General features: G+C 48.6%; 20 protein-coding genes. 5 read left to right on the plus strand and 15 right to left on the minus strand.

What is annotated here, in order from left to right:
- Positions 1-275 precede the first annotated feature (275 nt).
- From C9J01_RS21165 to C9J01_RS21175, 3 genes are all read left to right on the plus strand, one after another.
- Positions 276-857, plus strand: a complete 582-nt coding sequence (locus C9J01_RS21165) for an LON peptidase substrate-binding domain-containing protein (RefSeq protein WP_107300130.1) — start codon at positions 276-278, stop codon at positions 855-857.
- Positions 858-955: 98 nt separating this feature from the next.
- Positions 956-1,879, plus strand: a complete 924-nt coding sequence (locus C9J01_RS21170) for an HDOD domain-containing protein (protein ID WP_107300131.1) — start codon at positions 956-958, stop codon at positions 1,877-1,879.
- 205 nt (positions 1,880-2,084) lie between these two features.
- Positions 2,085-2,984 (plus strand): LysO family transporter, encoded by a 900-nt coding sequence (locus C9J01_RS21175; protein ID WP_107300132.1) that lies wholly within the window; start codon positions 2,085-2,087, stop codon positions 2,982-2,984.
- 499 nt (positions 2,985-3,483) lie between these two features.
- Here C9J01_RS21175 and ptsG read toward each other — a convergent pair whose 3' ends face one another.
- The 14 genes from ptsG to yceD all read right to left on the minus strand — a co-directional run bounded on the left by ptsG (position 3,484) and on the right by yceD (position 15,912).
- Positions 3,484-4,914 (minus strand): PTS glucose transporter subunit IIBC, encoded by a 1,431-nt coding sequence (gene ptsG, locus C9J01_RS21180; RefSeq protein WP_107300133.1) that lies wholly within the window; start codon positions 4,912-4,914, stop codon positions 3,484-3,486.
- 455 nt (positions 4,915-5,369) lie between these two features.
- A complete protein-coding gene (locus tag C9J01_RS21185; protein ID WP_107300134.1) occupies positions 5,370-6,149 on the minus strand; it encodes a TatD family hydrolase in 780 nt (259 codons plus the stop codon).
- Between the two features lie 51 nt (positions 6,150-6,200).
- On the minus strand, positions 6,201-7,178 hold the full coding sequence (holB, locus tag C9J01_RS21190) for a DNA polymerase III subunit delta' (protein ID WP_107300135.1): 978 nt from the start codon (positions 7,176-7,178) through the stop codon (positions 6,201-6,203).
- A gap of 1 nt (position 7,179) precedes the next feature.
- On the minus strand, positions 7,180-7,809 hold the full coding sequence (gene tmk, locus C9J01_RS21195; protein WP_107300136.1) for a dTMP kinase: 630 nt from the start codon (positions 7,807-7,809) through the stop codon (positions 7,180-7,182).
- The gene (gene mltG, locus C9J01_RS21200) at positions 7,809-8,822 is read right to left on the minus strand and encodes an endolytic transglycosylase MltG (RefSeq protein ID WP_107300137.1); all 1,014 of its coding nucleotides are present in this window, start codon (positions 8,820-8,822) and stop codon (positions 7,809-7,811) included. The genes tmk and mltG overlap by 1 nt, the downstream gene beginning before the upstream one ends.
- On the minus strand, positions 8,816-9,625 hold the full coding sequence (pabC, locus tag C9J01_RS21205) for an aminodeoxychorismate lyase (protein WP_107300138.1): 810 nt from the start codon (positions 9,623-9,625) through the stop codon (positions 8,816-8,818). The genes mltG and pabC overlap by 7 nt, the downstream gene beginning before the upstream one ends.
- Before the next feature lie 89 nt (positions 9,626-9,714).
- The gene (fabF, locus tag C9J01_RS21210) at positions 9,715-10,953 is read right to left on the minus strand and encodes a beta-ketoacyl-ACP synthase II (RefSeq protein ID WP_107300139.1); all 1,239 of its coding nucleotides are present in this window, start codon (positions 10,951-10,953) and stop codon (positions 9,715-9,717) included.
- An 86-nt stretch (positions 10,954-11,039) separates the two neighbouring features.
- Entirely contained in the window at positions 11,040-11,276 is a 237-nt protein-coding gene (gene acpP, locus C9J01_RS21215) for an acyl carrier protein (RefSeq protein WP_007467184.1), read from the minus strand.
- 157 nt (positions 11,277-11,433) lie between these two features.
- Entirely contained in the window at positions 11,434-12,168 is a 735-nt protein-coding gene (gene fabG / locus C9J01_RS21220; protein WP_107300140.1) for a 3-oxoacyl-ACP reductase FabG, read from the minus strand.
- A 25-nt stretch (positions 12,169-12,193) separates the two neighbouring features.
- Positions 12,194-13,117 (minus strand): ACP S-malonyltransferase, encoded by a 924-nt coding sequence (gene fabD / locus C9J01_RS21225; protein WP_107300141.1) that lies wholly within the window; start codon positions 13,115-13,117, stop codon positions 12,194-12,196.
- A 92-nt stretch (positions 13,118-13,209) separates the two neighbouring features.
- Positions 13,210-14,166 carry a beta-ketoacyl-ACP synthase III gene (locus tag C9J01_RS21230; protein WP_107300142.1) on the minus strand — a complete coding sequence of 319 codons (957 nt, stop codon included), beginning with the start codon at positions 14,164-14,166 and terminating at the stop codon, positions 13,210-13,212.
- Between the two features lie 5 nt (positions 14,167-14,171).
- On the minus strand, positions 14,172-15,197 hold the full coding sequence (plsX, locus tag C9J01_RS21235; RefSeq protein WP_107300143.1) for a phosphate acyltransferase PlsX: 1,026 nt from the start codon (positions 15,195-15,197) through the stop codon (positions 14,172-14,174).
- A gap of 9 nt (positions 15,198-15,206) precedes the next feature.
- Positions 15,207-15,377 carry a 50S ribosomal protein L32 gene (gene rpmF / locus C9J01_RS21240; protein ID WP_039468809.1) on the minus strand — a complete coding sequence of 57 codons (171 nt, stop codon included), beginning with the start codon at positions 15,375-15,377 and terminating at the stop codon, positions 15,207-15,209.
- 19 nt (positions 15,378-15,396) lie between these two features.
- On the minus strand, positions 15,397-15,912 hold the full coding sequence (gene yceD / locus C9J01_RS21245) for a 23S rRNA accumulation protein YceD (RefSeq protein WP_107300144.1): 516 nt from the start codon (positions 15,910-15,912) through the stop codon (positions 15,397-15,399).
- A gap of 302 nt (positions 15,913-16,214) precedes the next feature.
- Here yceD and C9J01_RS21250 point away from each other — a divergent pair, with 302 nt between their 5' ends.
- Positions 16,215-16,796 (plus strand): Maf family protein, encoded by a 582-nt coding sequence (locus C9J01_RS21250; RefSeq protein WP_107300145.1) that lies wholly within the window; start codon positions 16,215-16,217, stop codon positions 16,794-16,796.
- Positions 16,797-16,848: 52 nt separating this feature from the next.
- On the opposite strand, the gene rluC is transcribed toward C9J01_RS21250, so the two are convergent.
- On the minus strand, positions 16,849-17,796 hold the full coding sequence (gene rluC, locus C9J01_RS21255) for a 23S rRNA pseudouridine(955/2504/2580) synthase RluC (RefSeq protein ID WP_107300146.1): 948 nt from the start codon (positions 17,794-17,796) through the stop codon (positions 16,849-16,851).
- A gap of 437 nt (positions 17,797-18,233) precedes the next feature.
- On the opposite strand from rluC, the gene rne reads away from it, so the two are divergent.
- Positions 18,234-20,737, plus strand: a 2,504-nt coding sequence (gene rne, locus C9J01_RS21260; protein ID WP_107300154.1) for a ribonuclease E, incomplete at its 3' end; no start/stop codon positions are given.

The following is a 20,737-nucleotide window of genomic DNA, read 5'->3' on the forward strand; positions in this document are numbered from 1 at the left end:
CGTTAATGGTCTGTCATTTACCGGAAACGCTGACCCGAGCAGCGTCATTAAAATGACTTTGACACAGCCAAGCCATAAACTCCACATATGAAACAGGTAACATTTAAAAGTGAGAATTTAGACATATTACGGATTGCAAAATAAGCGCATTGTGGCAATTTCGACCGTATTTTTTCGAATGTATAGTGCGACGGATATCCCCAAAATATCCTGTAACCACTATCTTTATTCATATCACTAGCTTCCAATCTGCGGGTATTCCACTAGGCAATATCATGAATAAAACCGCTCTTTACCCAACAAGTGTTCATCTTCTTCCAGGGGGGAGGGCCTCCTATACCCTCGCTGAGAAACGCCACCTAAGAATGCTAAAAGAATCACTAGCGACCAATACCCCTTTTGCTATTTGCATGATTAATGAATCAGAGGAAGACAGTGAACTGAAACAGATCCCGGCGATTGCTACCGAATGCAAAGTGATTAATTTTGATCAGGCAGAAGCAAACCTGTTGTCGATAGTTGTTGAGGGCACGCAAAAAATTCGATTACACGGAATTTCTCTCGACGATGACGGTTTAATGCAAGGGGAATCGACCCTTTACCCTAACTGGCACACCGAGCAAATGCGTGACTGTGATAAGGAGCTCGCTGAAAAACTAAAACTGTTTTTCCAGTCCATGCCCGAAATCGGCGCCTTATACCCAGCGCCCCTCTGGGATGACATTACCTGGGTTTGCCAGCGCTGGATTGAGTTACTTCCTCTTGAGGTTCACTACAAGCAGCTCTTGATCACGCAAGATAATGCTAAGTTAACCATTCGATTTCTACATAAACTGTTCCATTCGTCTGAAAATTAAGCATACAAACGGTAACTCGCGAATTTATGATGTTCGCTCTATCTATCCCGATCCGGTACCGATAGAATAATCAGGTCTATGATTTGCGTAATACAGAAATGACTCACGTATCTTTTTTTTGGCTAAGACCTGAAAACGACAAGATAATCAAGGGATTGGAGTCAGAATTTTGCTCTCTAGTTAAATCGGCAGTCCGAAAGGACCGACTTATCCTCCCCCCTATCCCGTCTGTTCTCAATAAGCTTCAAGCCCTTTGTAACGATGACGAAACCACCGTTAGAGATGTTGCTGACTTGCTTATCGACGATCCCGGTATCACAGCCTATATTGTCAAAATATCAAACACCCTAATGTTCAACCGCCGCAATGTGGTGTGCCATGACATATACACCGCTGTCAGTCGACTGGGCATCTTTCGAGTAAGGGATATCATCACCGCAAAGGCTATCGAAGAGCTTAAGCTGAGGTACCACTTCAGCAAGGAATGTAACGAACTGCTCAAACAGAGTGCTGTGCGATCACGACAACTGGCTGCAGCTATGGCATTAATCAGCCATGATCTCGCCAATCACGAGGAATTTCCCAAAGAGCTTGAACCAGAGAAAGCTTTATTGGCTGGTTTGTTTGCTGATATTGGACTGTTCAGTTTGATCCATGAATATCAGTCCTATCTTGACAGTGGCAACTACCTCGATATTGATATTGCCAAGTATGTCTTCCAACACAGTTGCCAAGAAGCCAGCAAGGTTATCCTCAAGCACTGGGGCTTCGATATCGATTACCTCGAGGTCGCAACTAACCAGTCTTTGCGAAATCCATCAACCGATGTAGATACCGGTTATCTCGATGTTGCTCGTATGGCCCATCACTTGCTCATGTTCAAGAGCAATGATGATGCTATCGACGATCATCATGTCGAACTTGACCTTGCTGGTGCCGAAGTCATGTATGAGCTGACTAACCTCCCTTCCCAAGAATTCAACCAACGCCTCAAAACGGTGATCAGCAACAGCGGACTATAGGACCGTATAGGCTGCAATAGCTGTTTATCGCCTCCATGATATGACACTTGCATAATTTGGCTGAGAATGGATATTGACCCATTCTCAGCCAAACTGTAAGCTGCTGAAAACAGTGACCTTGATCACTGTGCTATCGACTAGCTGACGCTATGCGGGTTTATGGATAATCCCGTCTGTTGCCCCTCTGACAATAAAAAGGACCAACATGTTCTCAGGCATGCTCTATATTTTCCTGCCATTGATTATCGGCTACCTCATCACGGTCAAAAAGCCTGCGGTTTTGGACTTTATCAACACCCAAACCAGCCGCTTGGTTTTGGTGATCTTGACCCTAATGGGACTGAGCTTGGCCGGGCTGGACAATATTGGGCAAAATCTCAACCAGATCATCACCTACACCTTAGTATTCTTTTTGATCATCAGTGGTTGCAACCTGCTGGCTTTGCCGTTGCTAGATAGATTAATGCCCACGGAAACCGAACATGGCCACCAGACACTTCCGCTACGTGATATGGTCATGGAGTCTATAAAGCTGATCTTTGTCGTGGCCGGTGGGCTGATTGTCGGTTTAATGGCGGGGATTGATCTTAGCTGGGTCGATCAGGCCAGCGAAGTGATTCTGCTGCTATTACTATTTCTAATTGGGATCCAGTTGAGAAACAGCGGTATGACGCTCAAGCAAATATTGCTAAACAAGAAAGGCATCATCATTGCGCTGACCATTATTGCAACGTCTTTGCCCGGTGGCTTGATTGCAGCTTGGTTACTTGACCTACCCTACAACCAGGGCCTTGCGATGGCCTCGGGTTTTGGCTGGTACTCGTTGGCGGGCATATTGATTGGTGATAGCCTTGGCCCTGTCATGGGCGGCGTCGCCTTCCTCAATGAATTACTGCGTGAGCTTGTCGCCCTTAGCCTCATCCCGATGATGATCAGCCGCTACCCAAGCACAGCTATCGGCTATGCCGGTGCAACAGCAATGGACTTTACCCTACCCGTTATCCAGAACTGCGGCGGTATCCGTTGTGTGCCTATCGCTATCGTCAGCGGCTTTATCCTTAGTTTGCTTGTTCCTGTATTGATGTTGTTCTTTTTGTCGTTGTAAAGGCAGGAAGAGCAGGTATCTGGGTCCTTGGTGCTGGGTAAGAGCGGAATAGATCCTAGAACCTGGAACCTAGGTAAGAGCAAAAAGCAAAGCGAGAGTCTGAGGCTCTCGCTTTTTTATTGATACAGAGTTCCTAGAAAAACGGTCCTGGGTGCTTGGCCTTGGGTAAGGCGGAAAAGATCCTAGTTCCTGGAACCTAGATAAGAGCAGAAATGTCCATAGAGCCTAGAGGGTAATCCCTATAGAAATCAGCCTTAAGTTTTAGATGGAACCATTTATAGATATTTACTCTTCCATTTTAGATCCTTCGAGAAGCTAGGTTTTCGGATTTAGTCCCAGCATCTCATGCTTTCCCCACTCCTCCTAGCCCCACCAAGCTCTAGCTCTTCGTGCTCTTCTCGCTTTTCCTAGGATCAAGGACCCAGGATCCAGCACCTGCTCCAACAAAACAAAAAGGGAGCCGAAGCTCCCTTTTGAATCATTGAATCAGTAATTCGTATTAGTTGTTACGAATCCACTCATCCATGTCAGATTTTAGGTTGTCAGACTTAGTACCGAAGATAGCCTGAACACCGCCACCAGCAACAACAACACCGGCTGCACCTAGTTTCTTCAGTTTGTCTTGGTCAACGTTGTCAACACTTGCTACTGCAACACGTAGACGAGTGATACATGCGTCTAGGCCTGTGATGTTGTCTTTACCACCGAATGCCATTACTAGGTCTTTCGCTAGTTCAGAACCTTCAGCTGCAGCGCCTGCAGTTGCTTCTTCTTCTTCACGACCAGGTGTTTTCAGGTCAAGCTTAGTGATTACAGTGCGGAATACTACGTAGTAGATTGCAGCGTAAACTAGGCCAACACCAACCATCAGACCCATCTTCTGTGCGTTACCAGACAGAACTAGGAAGTCGATTAGACCGTGAGAGAAAGATGTACCGTGTACAAAGCCTAGGATGTTAGCAACAACGTATGCAGAACCTGCTAGTAGTGCGTGAATTCCGTATAGTACTGGAGCTACGAATAGGAAAGAGAATTCGATTGGCTCAGTAATACCTGTTAGGAATGAAGTCAGAGCAGCAGATGCCATGATACCCATTACCTTAACGCGGTTTTCAGGCTTAGCACAGTGAGCAATAGCGATTGCAGCAGCTGGTAGACCGAACATCTTGAACATGTAACCGCCCGCTAGCTGACCGAAGCCGTTACCAGCGATACGAGAAGCTTCATCAGCAACTAGGTAACAAGTTAGAACACCGTTCTGAGTTTCGCCTGCAGCGTTAACACAAGTACCAGCTTCGAAGAAGAACGGTACGTTCCATACGTGGTGTAGACCGAATGGGATTAGAGAACGCTCAACGATACCGTAGATACCGAATGCAACTGTTGGGTTCTGGTGAGCAGCCCAGTCAGAGAATGCACCGATAGCGCCGCCGATTGGTGGCCATACGATAGAAAGTACGATACCTAGACCGATAGCAGAGAAACCAGTAATGATTGGCACTGCACGCTTACCAGCGAAGAAACCTAGGTATTCAGGAAGTTGGATACGGAAGAAGCGGTTGAATGCCCAAGCCGCAACACCACCGACTAGGATACCACCTAGTACACCAGTGTCGATTGACTCAACACCCATCACACCAGCCATTACGCTTAGTGTAGCGGTCATGATGCCGTAACCAACGATAGCTGCAAGACCTGCAACACCGTCGTTGTTAGTGAAGCCTAGTGCAACACCAACAGCAAATAGAAGGGCCATCTGGCCGAATACCGAACCACCTGCTTGTTCCATCAGGTTAGAAACGATTTCTGGGATGAAGCCAAGGTTAGCTGCACCAACACCAAGTAGGATACCGGCAACCGGTAGTACTGATACTGGAAGCATCAGTGCCTTACCGACTTTTTGCAGGTTCGCAAAAAGGTTCTTAAACATAATGTGCTCCTGAGTGAGTGTTTTATTTAGATTTTCAGTCTTTATTGGCGGCCTACCCCCGTAGCCATCTTGCCAACAAGACCGTCATTTTTAATACAGGTTAAGTATAAAATGTGGCGCTAAATATAACTTGATGGCCGTCAAAATTACCAATACGTCATGAAATATAATTTCAAAACTCAATATAGATCACAGTTGAAATTTCGACTACAAAAGATGCAAATTAAATTTAAATACTTGATTTATAGAATAAAAACACCAACAAAAACCACTTACACCAACCTGTAATTATCTTTCAGTAATGTAAGCTGTGTTACTTTACGTTACGAAGTTAAAAATCAATTTTAATTAGTGTTTTTTGATTTTATTTGCAGCTTTTGTTGAGCTTTTTTGAATAATGAATAAATGAGAGACAAAAAGTATAAAAAAAAGGAGCCTAGGCTCCTTTTTTATACTTAGCTTCGTTTAGCTCGCGAAAAAAGCGTAAAGAAGTTATCAGTGGTTACCCGCTCGACTTCTTCAACCGACACCCCTTTTAACAGGCCAATATATTCAGCAACCTCACGAACATAGGCCGGCTGGTTCTGTTTGCCACGGTATGGGATCGGTGCCAGGTATGGCGAGTCTGTTTCAACCAGCAAACGCTCAAGAGGCAACTGATTAACAACATTTTTCAGCTCAGACGCTTTATTGAAGGTCACAATGCCCGAAATAGAGATATAGAAACCCAACTCGATGGCAGCCTGCGCCATCTCTAGACTTTCCGTGAAGCAATGCAATACACCCCCACACTTCTCAGCCCCTTCCTCACGCAAGATCTGCAAGGTATCTTCACGAGCCAGTCGCGTATGGATGATCAGTGGCTTGTTCAGTTCAACAGCCAAACGGACATGCTGGCGGAAAATCTCTTTCTGCTGCTCAGCAAGTTCAGGCTGGTAATGGTAATCAAGGCCAGTTTCACCGATCGCCACCACTCGCTCATGTTGGGCGTACTCTTTAAGCTTGTCGTAATCAAAGCCCGCTTCGATATCCAGCGGGTGGACACCACATGAAGCAAAGACGTTGTCATGAGGCTCAATCATCTCCATCATGGTCGGGAAGCTATCAAGCGTCACCCCGACAGACAGGCAGTAATCAATGCCACGGGCTTTCGCCTTGGCCAACACATCATCAATCCCTGTATGAAGTTGTTCGTAATCCAATTTATCCAGGTGACAATGCGAATCAACTAGCACGGTTCTTTCCTCTATATTCTCTAATTTAATGATGCTTCTTTAATTGAAGCATTAATGCTGGCCCATAAAGCCGGTTAGCCACTCAACAATCAGCAGTTCAGCATTCAGCCCCGGGTGCCGTTCAAGCTTCTGGTAAAGACTACTCGCCTCCCGGGTTTGATCCAATAGGGTCATGGGTGCGATCATACTTGCCGCTTGCTCGACCAAAGGCAGTGACTCACTGTGCACCAAGTGCGCCGTGACACCCTGTTGCCACTTCAAACAGTCAACCAAGAAATAGCTCAACCATTTAAGACTATGGTGACCTTCTTGGGTACACAAGCCTGCGACATCATACAAGCCGAAAAAAGGCGGTCGCAGAAACTCAGCAAAAGCCGCCAGCAACTTGGCATAGCGGATATCCTGACCTTGCTCAATAAACTGCTGGGTTGCAAGCGGTGCTGAACCATTGAGCCTGACGGTCTCAAGCTTGATCGTCTGCATCAATTGCTTTTCTACCCAACGCTTAGTGTCCTGCTCATTGGGCATTGCCAAACGCCACTTATTACAGCGGCTATTAATGGTTGGTAGCAAATTATCAAGAGAAGAAGCCAACAGGATAAACTGGCAACCAGACGGTGGCTCTTCTAGGGTTTTCAACAACGCATTGGCCGCCGCTTCCCCCATGGCATCCGCACCATCAATCAAGATAATACGCTCGCCACCTAGTTGCGAGGTTTCAAGCGCCCAGCGGTTGCATTGCCTAACCGCATCAACCCCAATTTGCTTGCCCTCTTGGACTGGAGCAACAACATGGAAATCCGGGTGGGTGCCGGCTTCAAATAGCTTACAGCTATGGCAAACCCCACAAGGTTCGCCACCTGCGCCCGCAGCACTATTTTGACACAATACCGTTTTACCCAGGTGGTGGGCCAATGCTTCACGGCCGCTACCATGCGGGGCCACAAGAAGGATAGCGTGGTGCATCCTTCCCTGTGCGAGCAACTGCTGCCAGCCTTGCCATACACTTTCCTGCCAAGGATAAAGCATATTACTGACGCTCCAGCCAGTGTTTTACAGCCTGACGAATATCGGCTGTTACCGCATCCAGTGTCTGGCTCGCATCAATAATCACAACACTCGGGTCAGCTTCAGACAATTCTAGGAAGCGTGCACGTGCGCGGTGAAAAAAGTCGATATTCATCTTTTCGATGCGATCCAACTCACCACGCCCACGGGCGCGTTCAAGGCCAAGTACCGGATCAATATCCATATAGAGAGTAAAGTCTGGGCGGAAATCACCCAACACCGTGTCGCGAAGGCGCTCCATCACCACACGGTCAAAGCCACGACCACCGCCTTGGTAAGCTTGCGAAGACATATCATGACGGTCTCCTACGACCCAATGGCCTTGGTTCAAAGCGGGTTTGATAACATTTTCAACCAGTTGCGAACGGGCAGCATAAAGCAGCAGTAGCTCAGCCATATCCGTCAATGGTTCGTCAGGGTGACCTTCTTTCACCAAGGCACGCATCTGCTCAGCCAACGGTGTACCACCCGGCTCACGGGTTGAAGTGATCTCTCCAATCCCCTGCTCCACCAGAACTTGCATCACTTGCTGGATGGCAGTGCTTTTCCCTGCGCCTTCCAACCCTTCAATTACGATAAATTTACCAGTCATTATTTTTGTCTTAGGATTCTTAAATATTCACGGACAGCACGGTTGTGTTCAGTCAGTGTTCTCGAGAATTTATGGCCGCCTTTGCCATCAGCCACAAAGTAGTAATAGGTGCTGTCGTCTGGGTTGACTGCGGCAAGTACCGATGCTTCGCTTGGCATGGCGATAGGCGTCGGCGGCAAGCCAAACATGGTATATGTGTTATACGGCGTCGGTGTTTGCAGATCGCGTTTGCGGATCCGGCCTTCGTACTTATCACCCATGCCGTAGATCACAGTTGGATCCGTCTGCAAGCGCATACCCTTATGAAGACGATTCATAAATACCGAGGACACCAAGCCGCGCTCGTCATCCACTGCCGTTTCTTTCTCGATGATCGACGCCATAATCAGCGCTTCATACGGGGTTTTCAGTGGAATTTCAGCATCGCGCTCATCCCATGCTGTGCCCAGCAGGTTCTGCATATCACGGTAAGCCCGGCGTAGCAATTCCAGATCTGACGTACCGGCTGTGTAATGGTAAGTTTCAGGCAACAGGTAGCCTTCGAGCTTTTCGACATCAGCGCCTAGGGCTTTAGCAATATCTGCTTCACTCATTCCCGCTGTTGCGTGGGTCACGTGTGGCGCTTGCTGTAATTGTGCCAGCCAATCGACAAAGCGCTCGCCTTCCACCAAAGTAATGGCAAACTGTTGCTCACGACCAGAAGCGACCAGTGCAAGCACCTCTTTCAGGCTCATCGCCGGGTTGATCTGATAGGTACCTGATTTCAAGTTTGCCAATTGCGGCTCAAGCCTTGGGATCCAGCGTGTCCATGGCGACTCGGCAAAAAGATCCTCTCTCACTAACTGGTTGAGCAGGCCACGGTATGACGTACCAGCCTTAACGGTCAACAAGACTTCCTGTTGGTTTTCCGCCTGCATATCCAGCGATGATTTCACTTGCTGATAAGACCACCCCAGTCCACCAGCAGCCACTAGGCCCAGCAGGATCACAGCTATTGCCAACTTCTTTAGCACGTGTACAACCTCTTGTTCAGTTCACCCAGCAAGGAGCGCTGGGCAAATGTTATTCCATTGATTTCATTAACTGGCACTAATGCCATAAGGGCATTAGTAATAAAGACTTCATCAGCACAAAGCAAGCCATCGAGCGGTGAATTGACAATTTCTAAACAATAATCCAATTCGCTTACCAACTGTATTACGTGCCGCCGCATGACTCCCCTCACACCCGACAACTCAAGGCTAGGGGTATATACGGTGTTACCTTTGCGCCAAAAGATATTTGAGGCAATGGACTCCACCACATTGCCAGCAACATCCAGTACCACTGCATCCAACCACTGGTGCTGCTCTGCTTCCCTTTTAAGCATCACTTGCTCTAGCCGGTTGAGATGCTTATAACCCGCTAGCATCGGCGAATGTGACAGACGTTGCTGGCATACTCCCAGTGCAATGCCATCTTGTTGCCAACTCTCATAATGTGCAGGCCACGCAAAATCAGACACAACAACTTGCGTATCCTCGCAACCTGAGTCGCTGTATCCCCGGCCACCACTCCCCCGACTGATCAGCACCTTGATGCCACCTTTATGCGGGTAGTTGGCTGCCAATTTGCAGACCAACCCGGTGAGATCATTCCAATCAGGCTCGGAAATAGCCAGCAAGGCAAGGGTTTCCTTTAATCGCTCAAGGTGAAAGTTCCACAGCTGAATTTCACCATTTTCTACCAGCATAGTCGTAAAACAGCCATCGCCGTACTGCATCGCCCGGTCTGTTACCGCAACCTGGTTGCCTGGTTTCCCGTTGATCAGGATCATCTTGCTGCTTACCTGCTAGTTTCACATTCGATAGATAAAAAAACGGCCCGGTGCATAACACCGGGCCGCTCTATGATAACAGGTTATCGTTAGATTTTCTTGAACAGCAGCGAGCCGTTTGTACCACCGAAACCGAATGAGTTACACAGTGCGTACTCAAGGTTTGCCTGACGCGCTTCGCCTGGGACGTAATCCAGATCACAGCCTTCATCAGGGTTGTCTAGGTTAATTGTCGGCGGAACAGCCTGATCAACCAGAGCCATGGCAGTAATAATAGCTTCAACAGAGCCAGCAGCACCTAGCAAGTGACCTGTCATAGACTTGGTAGAAGAAACCATCACGTTATCTACGGCTGCGCCCATTGCACGCTTGATACCAAGCGTTTCAGCAACGTCGCCTGCAGGGGTAGAAGTACCGTGAGCATTCACGTAACCGATTTGGTCAGCATTAATGCCAGCATCACGGATAGCCGCTTCCATTGCCAATGCACCACCAGAGCCGTCAACGCTTGGTGAGGTCATGTGGTAAGCATCGCCACTCATACCAAAGCCAACAAGCTCAGCATAAATTTTCGCACCACGTGCTTTAGCATGCTCATATTCTTCAAGCATCATCATACCGGCGCCGTCGCCCAGTACGAAACCGTCACGCTCTTTGTCCCATGGGCGAGATGCGCCTTGAGGATCGTCGTTACGGGTAGAAAGTGCTTTAGCAGCTGCGAAGCCGCCCATGCCTAGCGGAGTCGATGCTTTTTCTGCACCACCAGCTAGCATCGCATCGGCATCACCGTATGCGATCATACGTGCAGCATGGCCAATGTTGTGAAGGCCAGTTGTACACGCGGTAGAGATTGCGATATTTGGACCACGAAGACCGTGCATGATAGACATGTGGCCAGCAATCATATTTACAATTGTTGATGGAACAAAGAACGGGCTGATTTTACGCGGGCCCTTTTCCATCAATGATTGATGGTTAGCTTCAATCAAGCCAAGACCACCAATACCAGAACCGATAGCAACACCGATACGGGCTGCGTTTTCTTCAGTGACTTCAATGCCAGAGTCTTTTAATGCTTGGACGCCTGCTGCAATGCCGTATTGGATGAACAGATCCATTTTACGGGCATCTTTCTTCGACATGTATTCTTCACAGTTGAAGTCTTTGACCATACCAGCAAAACGGGTAGCGAATGCGCTAGCATCAAAATGTTCAATAGTGCTGATACCGCTAGTACCGGCTAGTAGGGCTTTCCAAGATGATTCAACAGAATTACCTACCGGTGATAGCATACCCATGCCAGTAACAACTACGCGACGCTTAGACACGATTAATTTCTCCGGGAATTGGGGATAAAACAGGTTTCAAAAGAAAATCAGGCGGTCATGGTGACCGCCTGGAGGGAGTTCTTTAATTACTCAGAAGCGCCAACAACGTAGTCGATTGCAGCTTGAACTGTAGTAATTTTTTCAGCTTCTTCGTCTGGAATCTCAGTGTCGAATTCTTCTTCAAGAGCCATTACTAGTTCAACAGTGTCTAGAGAGTCAGCGCCTAGATCGTCAACGAAAGATGCTTCGTTCTTAACTTCTGCTTCGTCTACACCTAGTTGCTCAACGATGATTTTTTTTACGCGTTCTTCGATGTTGCTCATTAATCTATTTCCTTAAAACAAGAATTCGCTAATGCGATTTGCTGTAGTTTATTCAATACTGCAAAAGTTGCAATACTCAAGATGCTGGTCAAACCACGATTTTCGGTGAAAACTAGTTGAGTTTGACTTGCATCATCAAGTTATGCAACTTTTTTGATTAAATCATGTACATGCCGCCATTGACGTGCAAAGTTTCACCGGTCACATAACCAGCATCTTCAGAGGCTAGGAAGGCCACTGCTGCCGCAATTTCACGCGGATCACCCAGGCGACCTGCTGGAACACCAGCCAGTGTGGCAGCACGCTGCTCGTCGTTTAGGGCTTTTGTCATGTCGGTTTCAATGAAACCTGGTGCTACAGCGTTCACCGTAATGCCACGAGAAGCGACTTCACGTGCCATAGATTTGGTAAAGCCGATAAGGCCCGCTTTAGCCGCTGCATAGTTAGTCTGGCCAGCGTTACCCATGGTACCTACCACTGAACCGATGCTGATAATACGGCCGTGACGCTTTTTCATCATTGCACGTAGTACCGCTTTAGACAGGCGGAAGATAGACGTCAGGTTAGTGTCCATGATGTCTTGCCACTCGTCGTCTTTCATACGCATCAGTAGGTTATCACGGGTAATACCTGCATTGTTAACCAAGATGTCTACGTCACCGAACTCTTCTTTGATCTGCTTTAGCACAGCTTCAATAGACTCTGGTGAAGTGACATTTAGCGCAAGGCCTTTACCATTGTCACCCAGATAAGCGCTGATCGCTTCTGCGCCGTTGTCAGAGGTTGCAGTACCGATAACCGTTGCACCACGTTCAACTAGAATCTCGGCAATCGCACGACCGATACCACGGCTCGCACCTGTTACCAGCGCAATTTTTCCTTCCAGGCTCATTGTTAATCCTCTTTGATGAAATGTGTTACTTAGCAGCGTCAAGGCTAGCGGTATCATTAACCGCTGCGCCGCTCAGTGAACGATTGATTCGTTTTGTTAGGCCAGTCAATACTTTACCAGGGCCTAGCTCAAGCAGAGACTCAATACCTTCAGCAGCCATACGCTCAACCGATTCTGTCCAGCGAACAGGGCTGTGCAACTGCTTAACTAGCGCTGTCTTGATCGCAGCAGGATCAGTCTCTGTCGCTACGTCAGCATTGTTGATGACTGGTAGTGCTGGCGCTGAGAAAGTGATGTTCTCTAGGGCTTCTGCCAGTTTATCAGCGGCAGGCTGCATCAGTGCACAGTGAGAAGGCACAGAAACAGGTAGTGGCATTGCACGCTTGGCACCGGCTTCTTTACAAAGCACGTTAGCACGCTCAACCGCTTCTTTGTTACCTGCGATAACAACCTGTCCCGGCGAGTTGAAGTTAACTGGCGAACACACCTGGTCTTGGGCTGCTTCTTCACATGCCTTGGCAATTGCGTCGTTGTCCAGGCCAATAATGGCAGACATTGCACCGACACCAGCAGGGACAGCCGCTTGCATAAGTTGACCACGTAGCTCAACCAACTTTACAGCGTCCTTGAATTCGATAACGCCTGCACAAACTAATGCCGAGTATTCACCTAGGCTGTGGCCAGCCAATACTTCTGGCTGAGCGCCACCCACTTCTTGCCATACACGCCAGATAGCCACTGAAGAAGTCAGTAGCGCAGGCTGGGTACGGTGAGTTTGATTTAGGTCTTCAGCTGGGCCGTCTTGTACCAGTGCCCACAGGTCATAACCCAAGACTTCAGATGCCTCAGCAAAAGTTTGCTTAACCACATCGTACTGCTCAGCCAAATCAGCCAGCATACCTACGGTTTGAGAACCTTGACCCGGAAATACAATCGCGAACTTAGACATTCGAGAATCCTTATTCTGTGTAACTGAAAACTCAGTTTTGCTAAATCGGGCGAATAGACAATCCTGACTCGCCCAAACTAAAAAAATGGTGTTTAGAACTTCACCAGCGCAGAACCCCAGGTGAAACCGCCACCAAAGGCTTCAAGCAGTAGCGTCTGGCCACGCTGGATACGGCCATCACGGACCGCTTCATCCAGTGCTGTCGGTACAGTCGCTGCAGAGGTATTACCGTGACGGTCCAGTGTAACAACAACCTGATCCATCGACATCGACAACTTCTTCGCTGTTGCCTTGATAATACGCAGGTTTGCCTGATGCGGAACCAACCAATCGAGTTCTGACTTATCCATATTATTGGCAGCCAGCGTATCCTTCACTAGGTTGGACAACTGGGTAACGGCAACTTTGAACACTTCGTTGCCTGCCATGTAAAGCCACTTGTCGTCACTAAATGCTTGGCCGTGTTCTGGCGTAGCAAGGCTGAGTAGACCACCAAAATGGCCATCAGCATGAAGATGAGTAGAAATAATACCCGGCTCTTCGCTAGCACCGATGACAACAGCGCCTGCACCATCACCAAACAAGATGATCGTCGAACGATCTTCTGGATCACACTTGTGTGAAAGTGCATCGGCACCGATCACCAGAACATTTTTCGCCATACCCGTTTTGATATGCTGATCAGCAACACTCAAGGCATAAACAAAACCAGAACAGGCCGCAGCAATATCAAACGCTGGACAGCCTTTGATATCCAGCATACCTTGCACTTGGCAAGCGGCCGATGGGAACGCGTGGCTCGCACTGGTAGTCGCTACAATGATCAGGTCGATGTCATCTTTTTCAATGCCTGCCATTTCAATAGCATTCAATGAAGCCTGATACCCCATCACCGCGACAGTTTCATCTTCGGCGGCAATGCGGCGCTCTCGAATACCGGTACGAGCAACAATCCACTCATCACTGGTTTCAACCATTTGTTCTAAGTCGGCATTAGAACGTACTTGCTCCGGCAGATAGCTGCCAGTACCTAAAATTTTGCTATACATGAAGACTAATAATGCCTCTCGAGTAAGACTTCTTCCAAACGGTCACTGATTTTTGTCGGTATTTGCCGTTTGACCTCGTGTACCGCTTCACCAATCGCATTGGTAAAGGCAGTTGTATCAGCACTACCATGGCTTTTCACCACAATACCGCGCAATCCTAACAGACTCGCGCCGTTATACTGGTCGGGGTTCAACTGTTTCAAGCTATTAAATAGGTCACTAAACAGCCATCTAGCAATCAACCGCTTAACCGGATTACCGTAAATAGCACGTTTGATCGCACTAATAAACAGGTTAGCCACCCCTTCGCTGGTTTTCAGGCTGACATTACCGACAAAACCATCGCAGACAATCACATCCGCCTTGCCACTATAAAGCTGATCACCTTCAAGATATCCGATGTAATTGATATCTGGTGATTCGGCCAGCATTTCGGCACAACGCTTGACGAGATCATTACCTTTAATCTCTTCTTCACCAATATTGAGCAACGCGACCCGTGGGGGGACAGCATGTCCCTGTTCAGCCAATACTGACCCCATTACCGCAAACTGGAACAGGGTATCGGCATCACAAGAAACATTAGCCCCTAAGTCTAGCAGCCAGGTCTTGGTCTCGTTCTGAGTCGGAATAGCAGAAACCAATGCAGGGCGATCTACCCCAGGTAACTGCTTGAGGATATAACGGGACAAAGCCATCAAGGCGCCGGTATTCCCTGCACTGACACAGGCATCGGCTGAACCTTCTGAAACCGCTTCTAAAGCTGCACGCATTGACGAGCCTTGGCTACGGCGCAACGCTTGAGACGGGCGGGTATCGTTTGCTATTACGTGGTCGCAGTGAACAATGCGAAGACGAGGGTGATTCGTTTGATTCAGGAGGGATAGTTGGGCAGTGATCGCACTTAGATCACCAAATAAAATGACTTTGAGCTCTGGGAATTGCAACAGTGCCTGCACGGAGGCAGGCACTGTTACATGAGGACCGAAGTCCCCGCCCATTGCATCAAGTGCAACGGTTAGACCACTCAAGGCTCAACCTTACTTGTTGATAACCTTACGGCCACGGTAGAAACCGTCAGCAGTTACGTGGTGACGTAGGTGAGTTTCACCACTTGCAGAATCTACAGATACAGCTGCAGTTGTTAGTGCATCGTGAGAACGACGCATACCACGTGCTGAACGTGATTTTTTGCTCTTTTGTACGGCCATTAACCCTACTCCTGTTAAATTACTTACTTAGATTTTTCAATACTGCAAACGGATTCGGACGCTCATCAGCAACGGGGATCTCACCAAAAGTCATGTTTCCACTGGCTTTGCAGTCAGCTTCATCATGCATAGCGACTTGAGGTAATTCCAGAATCAATTCGTCTTCGACAATTTGAATCAGGTTGATCTCACCATTTTCGTCGACATCAGCCGGCTCATAAGCTTCCGGTAAATCATCTGCTGCCTCTGGTTTGAGGAGCGGACTGTAACAGAACTCAACACGATACTCGTGTTTGAATCCTTCCTGACATCGCTGACAGGTCAGCATCACTTCGATATCTGCGCTACCGCGCATAAATGCGATTCGACGCTGGTCCAAGTCAAATGACAAGGTGACGTTTGCATCACGTGTTACGCTCTGCGTTGACTCGGCCAATCGCTCAAGTAATTCGGCTTTGATGATGCCATCATAGTCGAGTTTTTTTTGAGCAGCGCGAACCGGATCAACCGTAAGCGGCAATTTTACCTTTTGCATAGGGCGCGAATATTAGCCTTGTAATCAGTTTGAGTCAAAGGAAATGTGTGCGAATTAACAGCATTTAGCCAATTCGTATGCTCGATGCCTGATACAAGCTCTCCAGCACTACCACTTCCACCATTTTGTCTGTTATCTGCCTATCCACCAACAACTTGTACTGCAGCACACATCAGCTCAAATAACACACAAAAACTGGTGAAAACCCAACCAGCAGCCCCGCTTTACTTACCATTATAACGTAGCCTTCACAAAGCAAGATGCGTAGACTAACACAACCTAGCAATAACCCGGTAATCATCATGCGCCAACCACTTGTTCTGGCTTCAACCTCTCCTTTTCGTAAATCCTTATTGCACAAACTTGGCCTGCCTTTCACCACGGCCAAACCTGATGCCGATGAAACCCCATTACCCGGCGAGCAAGCCGAACAGTTGGTGACCCGGTTGGCCGAAGCAAAAGCTCGGGCCTGTGCCAGTGAGCATGAAGAGCACCTTATTATAGGCTCCGACCAAGTTTGCGTGATTGATGGCCAAATCATTGGCAAGCCCCATACGGTAGAGAATGCTTGCCGCCAACTCAAAGCCGCCAGTGGAAAAACCATCACCTTTTATACTGGGCTATGCCTACACAACGTCCAAACAGGCGTTAGCGAGGTTATCTGTGAGCCTTTCCATGTCCACTTCCGTGACCTGACCGATGAAGAAATCCGCAATTATGTCGAACGTGAGCAACCCCTCAACTGTGCAGGCAGCTTCAAAAGTGAAGGGCTAGGTATAGCTCTATTCGACAAACTGGAAGGTCGCGACCCGAACACCTTGGTCGGTTTACCGCTCATTGCATTAAGGGAAATGCTCGCCAAGCAAGGCGTCAGCGTTCTATAAAAAAACGGCAGTCTGAACTGCCGTTTTGTCACAAAGCAATATAAGGAAGGTATTAAGCTTTTCGGCGCAATTTCTCTACTGCTTGCTTGAGCTTCCTCTCCATCGGCGCACTGATGTCCATCTGTTCATCACTACCCGGGTGGGTAAACTTAATGTTTGCCGCATGTAAGAACAAACGGTCTAGCCCAACCTTTTTGGTAAAAGCATCAAAACGCGGATCACCATAGCGGTCATCCCAAGCTATCGGGTGGCCAGTATACTGGCAGTGAACACGGATCTGGTGGGTACGGCCTGTTACCGGGCTCGCTTGTACCAGCGTCGCTTGCTCTAGCCGCTCTAGCACCTTGAAACGAGTATCAGACGGCTTACCATTCGGGTTAACCCGGACAATGCTGTTGACCTCGTTTTTTAGCAATGGCGCTGTCACTTTCTTGCAACTCGCCTTCCACTCGCCCATCACCAAGGCAAAGTAGTATTTCTGTACCGTCTTGTTGCGGAACTGCTCCTGTAGCTTACGCAGCGCAGAACGCTTCTTCGCTACCAGCAAGATACCGGAAGTATCACGGTCGATACGGTGAACGAGCTCGAGGAAGCGCGCATCGGGACGCAGAGCCCGCAATGCTTCAATGGCGCCGAATTTCAAGCCACTGCCACCATGAACCGCTGTACCGGACGGTTTGTTGAGGATCAGCATGTGGTCATCTTCATAGATGATGCACGCCTCAAGCTCAGCGACCTTGTCCAGCTTAGTGCTAATCGGTGCTTGGTCTTCTTTTTCCGGTACCTTTACCGGAGGAACCCGAACAAGATCACCGTCCTGCAATTTGTATTCTGGTTTTATACGTTTTTTGTTCACTCGCACTTCACCTTTACGCAAAATGCGGTAAATCATACTTTTTGGTACATTTTTTAGCCGTGCGCGAAGAAAGTTATCGATCCGCTGGCCTGCAAAGTCATCAGATATTTCGATGAACTGCACTTTTGGTTTATCATCTTTCATGGGTTTCATTCTAACATGCATGCAAAGCAGATTGCCGCAAAAAAGTCACCCTGCTATCATTGGCGTGCAGAGGTAGGAAAATTTGCCTACTTTGCCAACAGGGTGAACAGAATAACACCCGACTGATGACTATATATACCGCTCTGATGAAAAACGCAGCATGTGGCGTAAGACGTTTATTTCTTCGGAGTGTTTTTTTAGTGCCCTTTAGTGGCAAATTATTTATTGGTGTGACAGATACCGCCGTCACCATCGGTGAGCCAGCTGTACATTTTCAGATCTAAACATCTTGGTACAGTTGGATGATACGTGTTGCCACATAGCACCCCTGAATTCCAGCCGTGAGGTTGCATTTGAGATCAGACTTGGGGTCCGGCACCACCAGTAAAGACACGTTGCTAAGTGCACTAGCACATGAAAAAAACGAGTACAATATAATGAAAAGAATGTTGATTAACGCAACTCAGAAGGAAGAGTTGCGCGTCGCATTAGTTGATGGACAGAAGCTGTTCGATCTTGATATCGAGAGCCCTGGCCACGAATCTAAAAAAGCAAATATCTACAAAGGACGCATCACACGTATCGAACCAAGTCTCGAAGCAGCGTTCGTTGACTACGGTGCTGAACGCCACGGTTTCCTCCCTCTTAAAGAAATCGCCCGCGATTACTTCCCTGCTGACTACTCTTACCAAGGCCGCCCTAATATCAAGGAAGTGCTGAAAGAAGGTCAGGAAGTTATTGTTCAGGTTGACAAAGAAGAGCGAGGCAACAAAGGCGCCGCCCTTACCACCTTTATCTCTCTTGCAGGTAGCTACCTAGTACTAATGCCAAATAACCCACGTGCTGGCGGTATTTCTCGCCGTATCGAGGGTGAAGAGCGTACCCAGCTTAAAGCGGCGCTAAGCACGCTTGAATTGCCTCAGGGCATGGGCTTGATTGTACGTACAGCCGGTGTTGGTAAATCAGCTGAAGATCTGGAATACGATCTGAACTACCTACTTAACCATTGGGAGCGTGTCAAAGACGCTGCTGACTCGGCACCTGCGCCTTTCCTTATCCATCAGGAAAGTAACGTGATTGCCCGTGCTATTCGTGACTACCTACGCCGTGATATCGGTGAGATTGTTATCGACAGCAAGAAAATCTTTGACCGTGCCCGCGATCACATCCAACAGGTTCGTCCAGACTTCCTGTCCCGTGTGAAGCTATACGAAAACACAGAAACACCGCTGTTTAACCACTACCAGATTGAAAACCAGATCGAATCCGCCTTCCAGCGTGAAGTTCGCCTGCCATCTGGTGGTTCGATTGTTATCGACCCAACTGAAGCACTGACCTCAATCGATATCAACTCTGCCCGTGCAACCAAGGGTGGCGATATCGAAGAGACTGCACTTCAAACTAACCTTGAAGCCGCAGACGAAATTGCTCGCCAACTTCGTCTTCGTGACCTAGGCGGCTTGGTGGTTATCGATTTCATCGATATGACGCCGGTACGCCACCAGCGTGAAGTAGAGAACCGACTGCGTGAAGCGGTACGTATGGATCGTGCCCGTGTTCAGATCGGCCGTATTTCTCGCTTCGGCCTGTTGGAAATGTCTCGTCAGCGCCTGAGCCCGTCTCTTGCTGAAGCTAGCCACCATGTGTGTCCTCGCTGTAGCGGTACTGGTGTCATCCGTGACAGTGAGTCTCTATCGCTTTCAATCCTTCGCCTGATCGAAGAAGAAGCACTGAAAGACAATACCTCTCAGGTACTGGCCATTGTGCCGGTGGCGATTGCCTCATACCTGCTTAATGAGAAACGTCGCTCGGTACAGTACATTGAGAAATCACACAATGTACGCGTGATCATCGTACCAAATGCCAACATGGAAACCCCTCACTTTGAAGTGGTTCGTGTCCGTTCTGGTGATGAGCACGATACGCTGTCTTACAACCTGCCAAGCACGTTGGAAGCACTACGTGAAGCCGAGTCAGCAGAAACGGCTCCACAAGAGCGTGTAACGAAGAAACGCGAAGAGCCTGTTCTTCAGGGCTTCAGTGCACCGGCACAAACACCTTCAACGCCGAAAGCCAAGCCACAGCCAACTAAGAAAACGGCACCGGCGGCTAAAGCGAGCGAAGAGAAGCCAGGTTTCTTCAGCCGTATCTTCTCGGCAATTGCAAGCTTCTTCTCAGGCCCTGAACAAGAAGAGCAGCCTAAAGAGAAGAAAGAGGCGAATAAACGTAACCGTCGCGATCGCAAAGACAACCGTCGCAATCAAGACAACCGTCGTGGTGAGCGTCAGGAAGGCCGTCGTGGTGAGCGCCAGCAAGACAACCGTCGTGGTGGCAAAGACAACCGCCGTGGTCGTCAGGAGCGTACAGACCGCCAGGAAGCGGACAGCAACAAGAAGCAGCAGGTAGCTGAGCAGCGTGAACAGCGCCAGGCGCGTCGTCGCAATGAAAAAGCGAAAGACAAGCCGGAGCAAAACGCTGAGAAGCCAACCCAGCAGCAGCGTAAAGACAAAGACCAGAAACGCCAGCGTCGTGACCGTGATGATGCCCAGGCCCAAAAACCTCGTCGCGAACGCGATCAGGAGCAAAAAGCCAAAGCTGACAAGCCGGTTGTTGAAGAGCAGCGTCAGGAGCAGGAAAAAACTGCCAAGGTGAAACAGCGCCGTCAACGTCGTGAAATGCGCAAGAAAGTGCGTATTGTCGACAATGCCGAGTTGAATGCAGCCGAAGCGGCGAAGCCTGAAGTTGCTGAAACACCAGTAGCAAAGTCTGAGCTTCAAGAAATGGGCACTGCGATGGCTCAGGAAGCGAAAGCAGTTGCAGAAACGTCTGAAGAGAAAAACGGTGAGCAAGAAGGCCAGCGTCGTAACCGCCGCTCCCCTCGCCACCTACGTGCAAGTGGCCAGCGCCGCCGCCGTATCCGTGACACCCGCCCTGCGACAGG

It is taken from the genome of Photobacterium rosenbergii, from assembly GCF_003026455.1.
GTDB lineage: Bacteria > Pseudomonadota > Gammaproteobacteria > Enterobacterales > Vibrionaceae > Photobacterium > Photobacterium rosenbergii.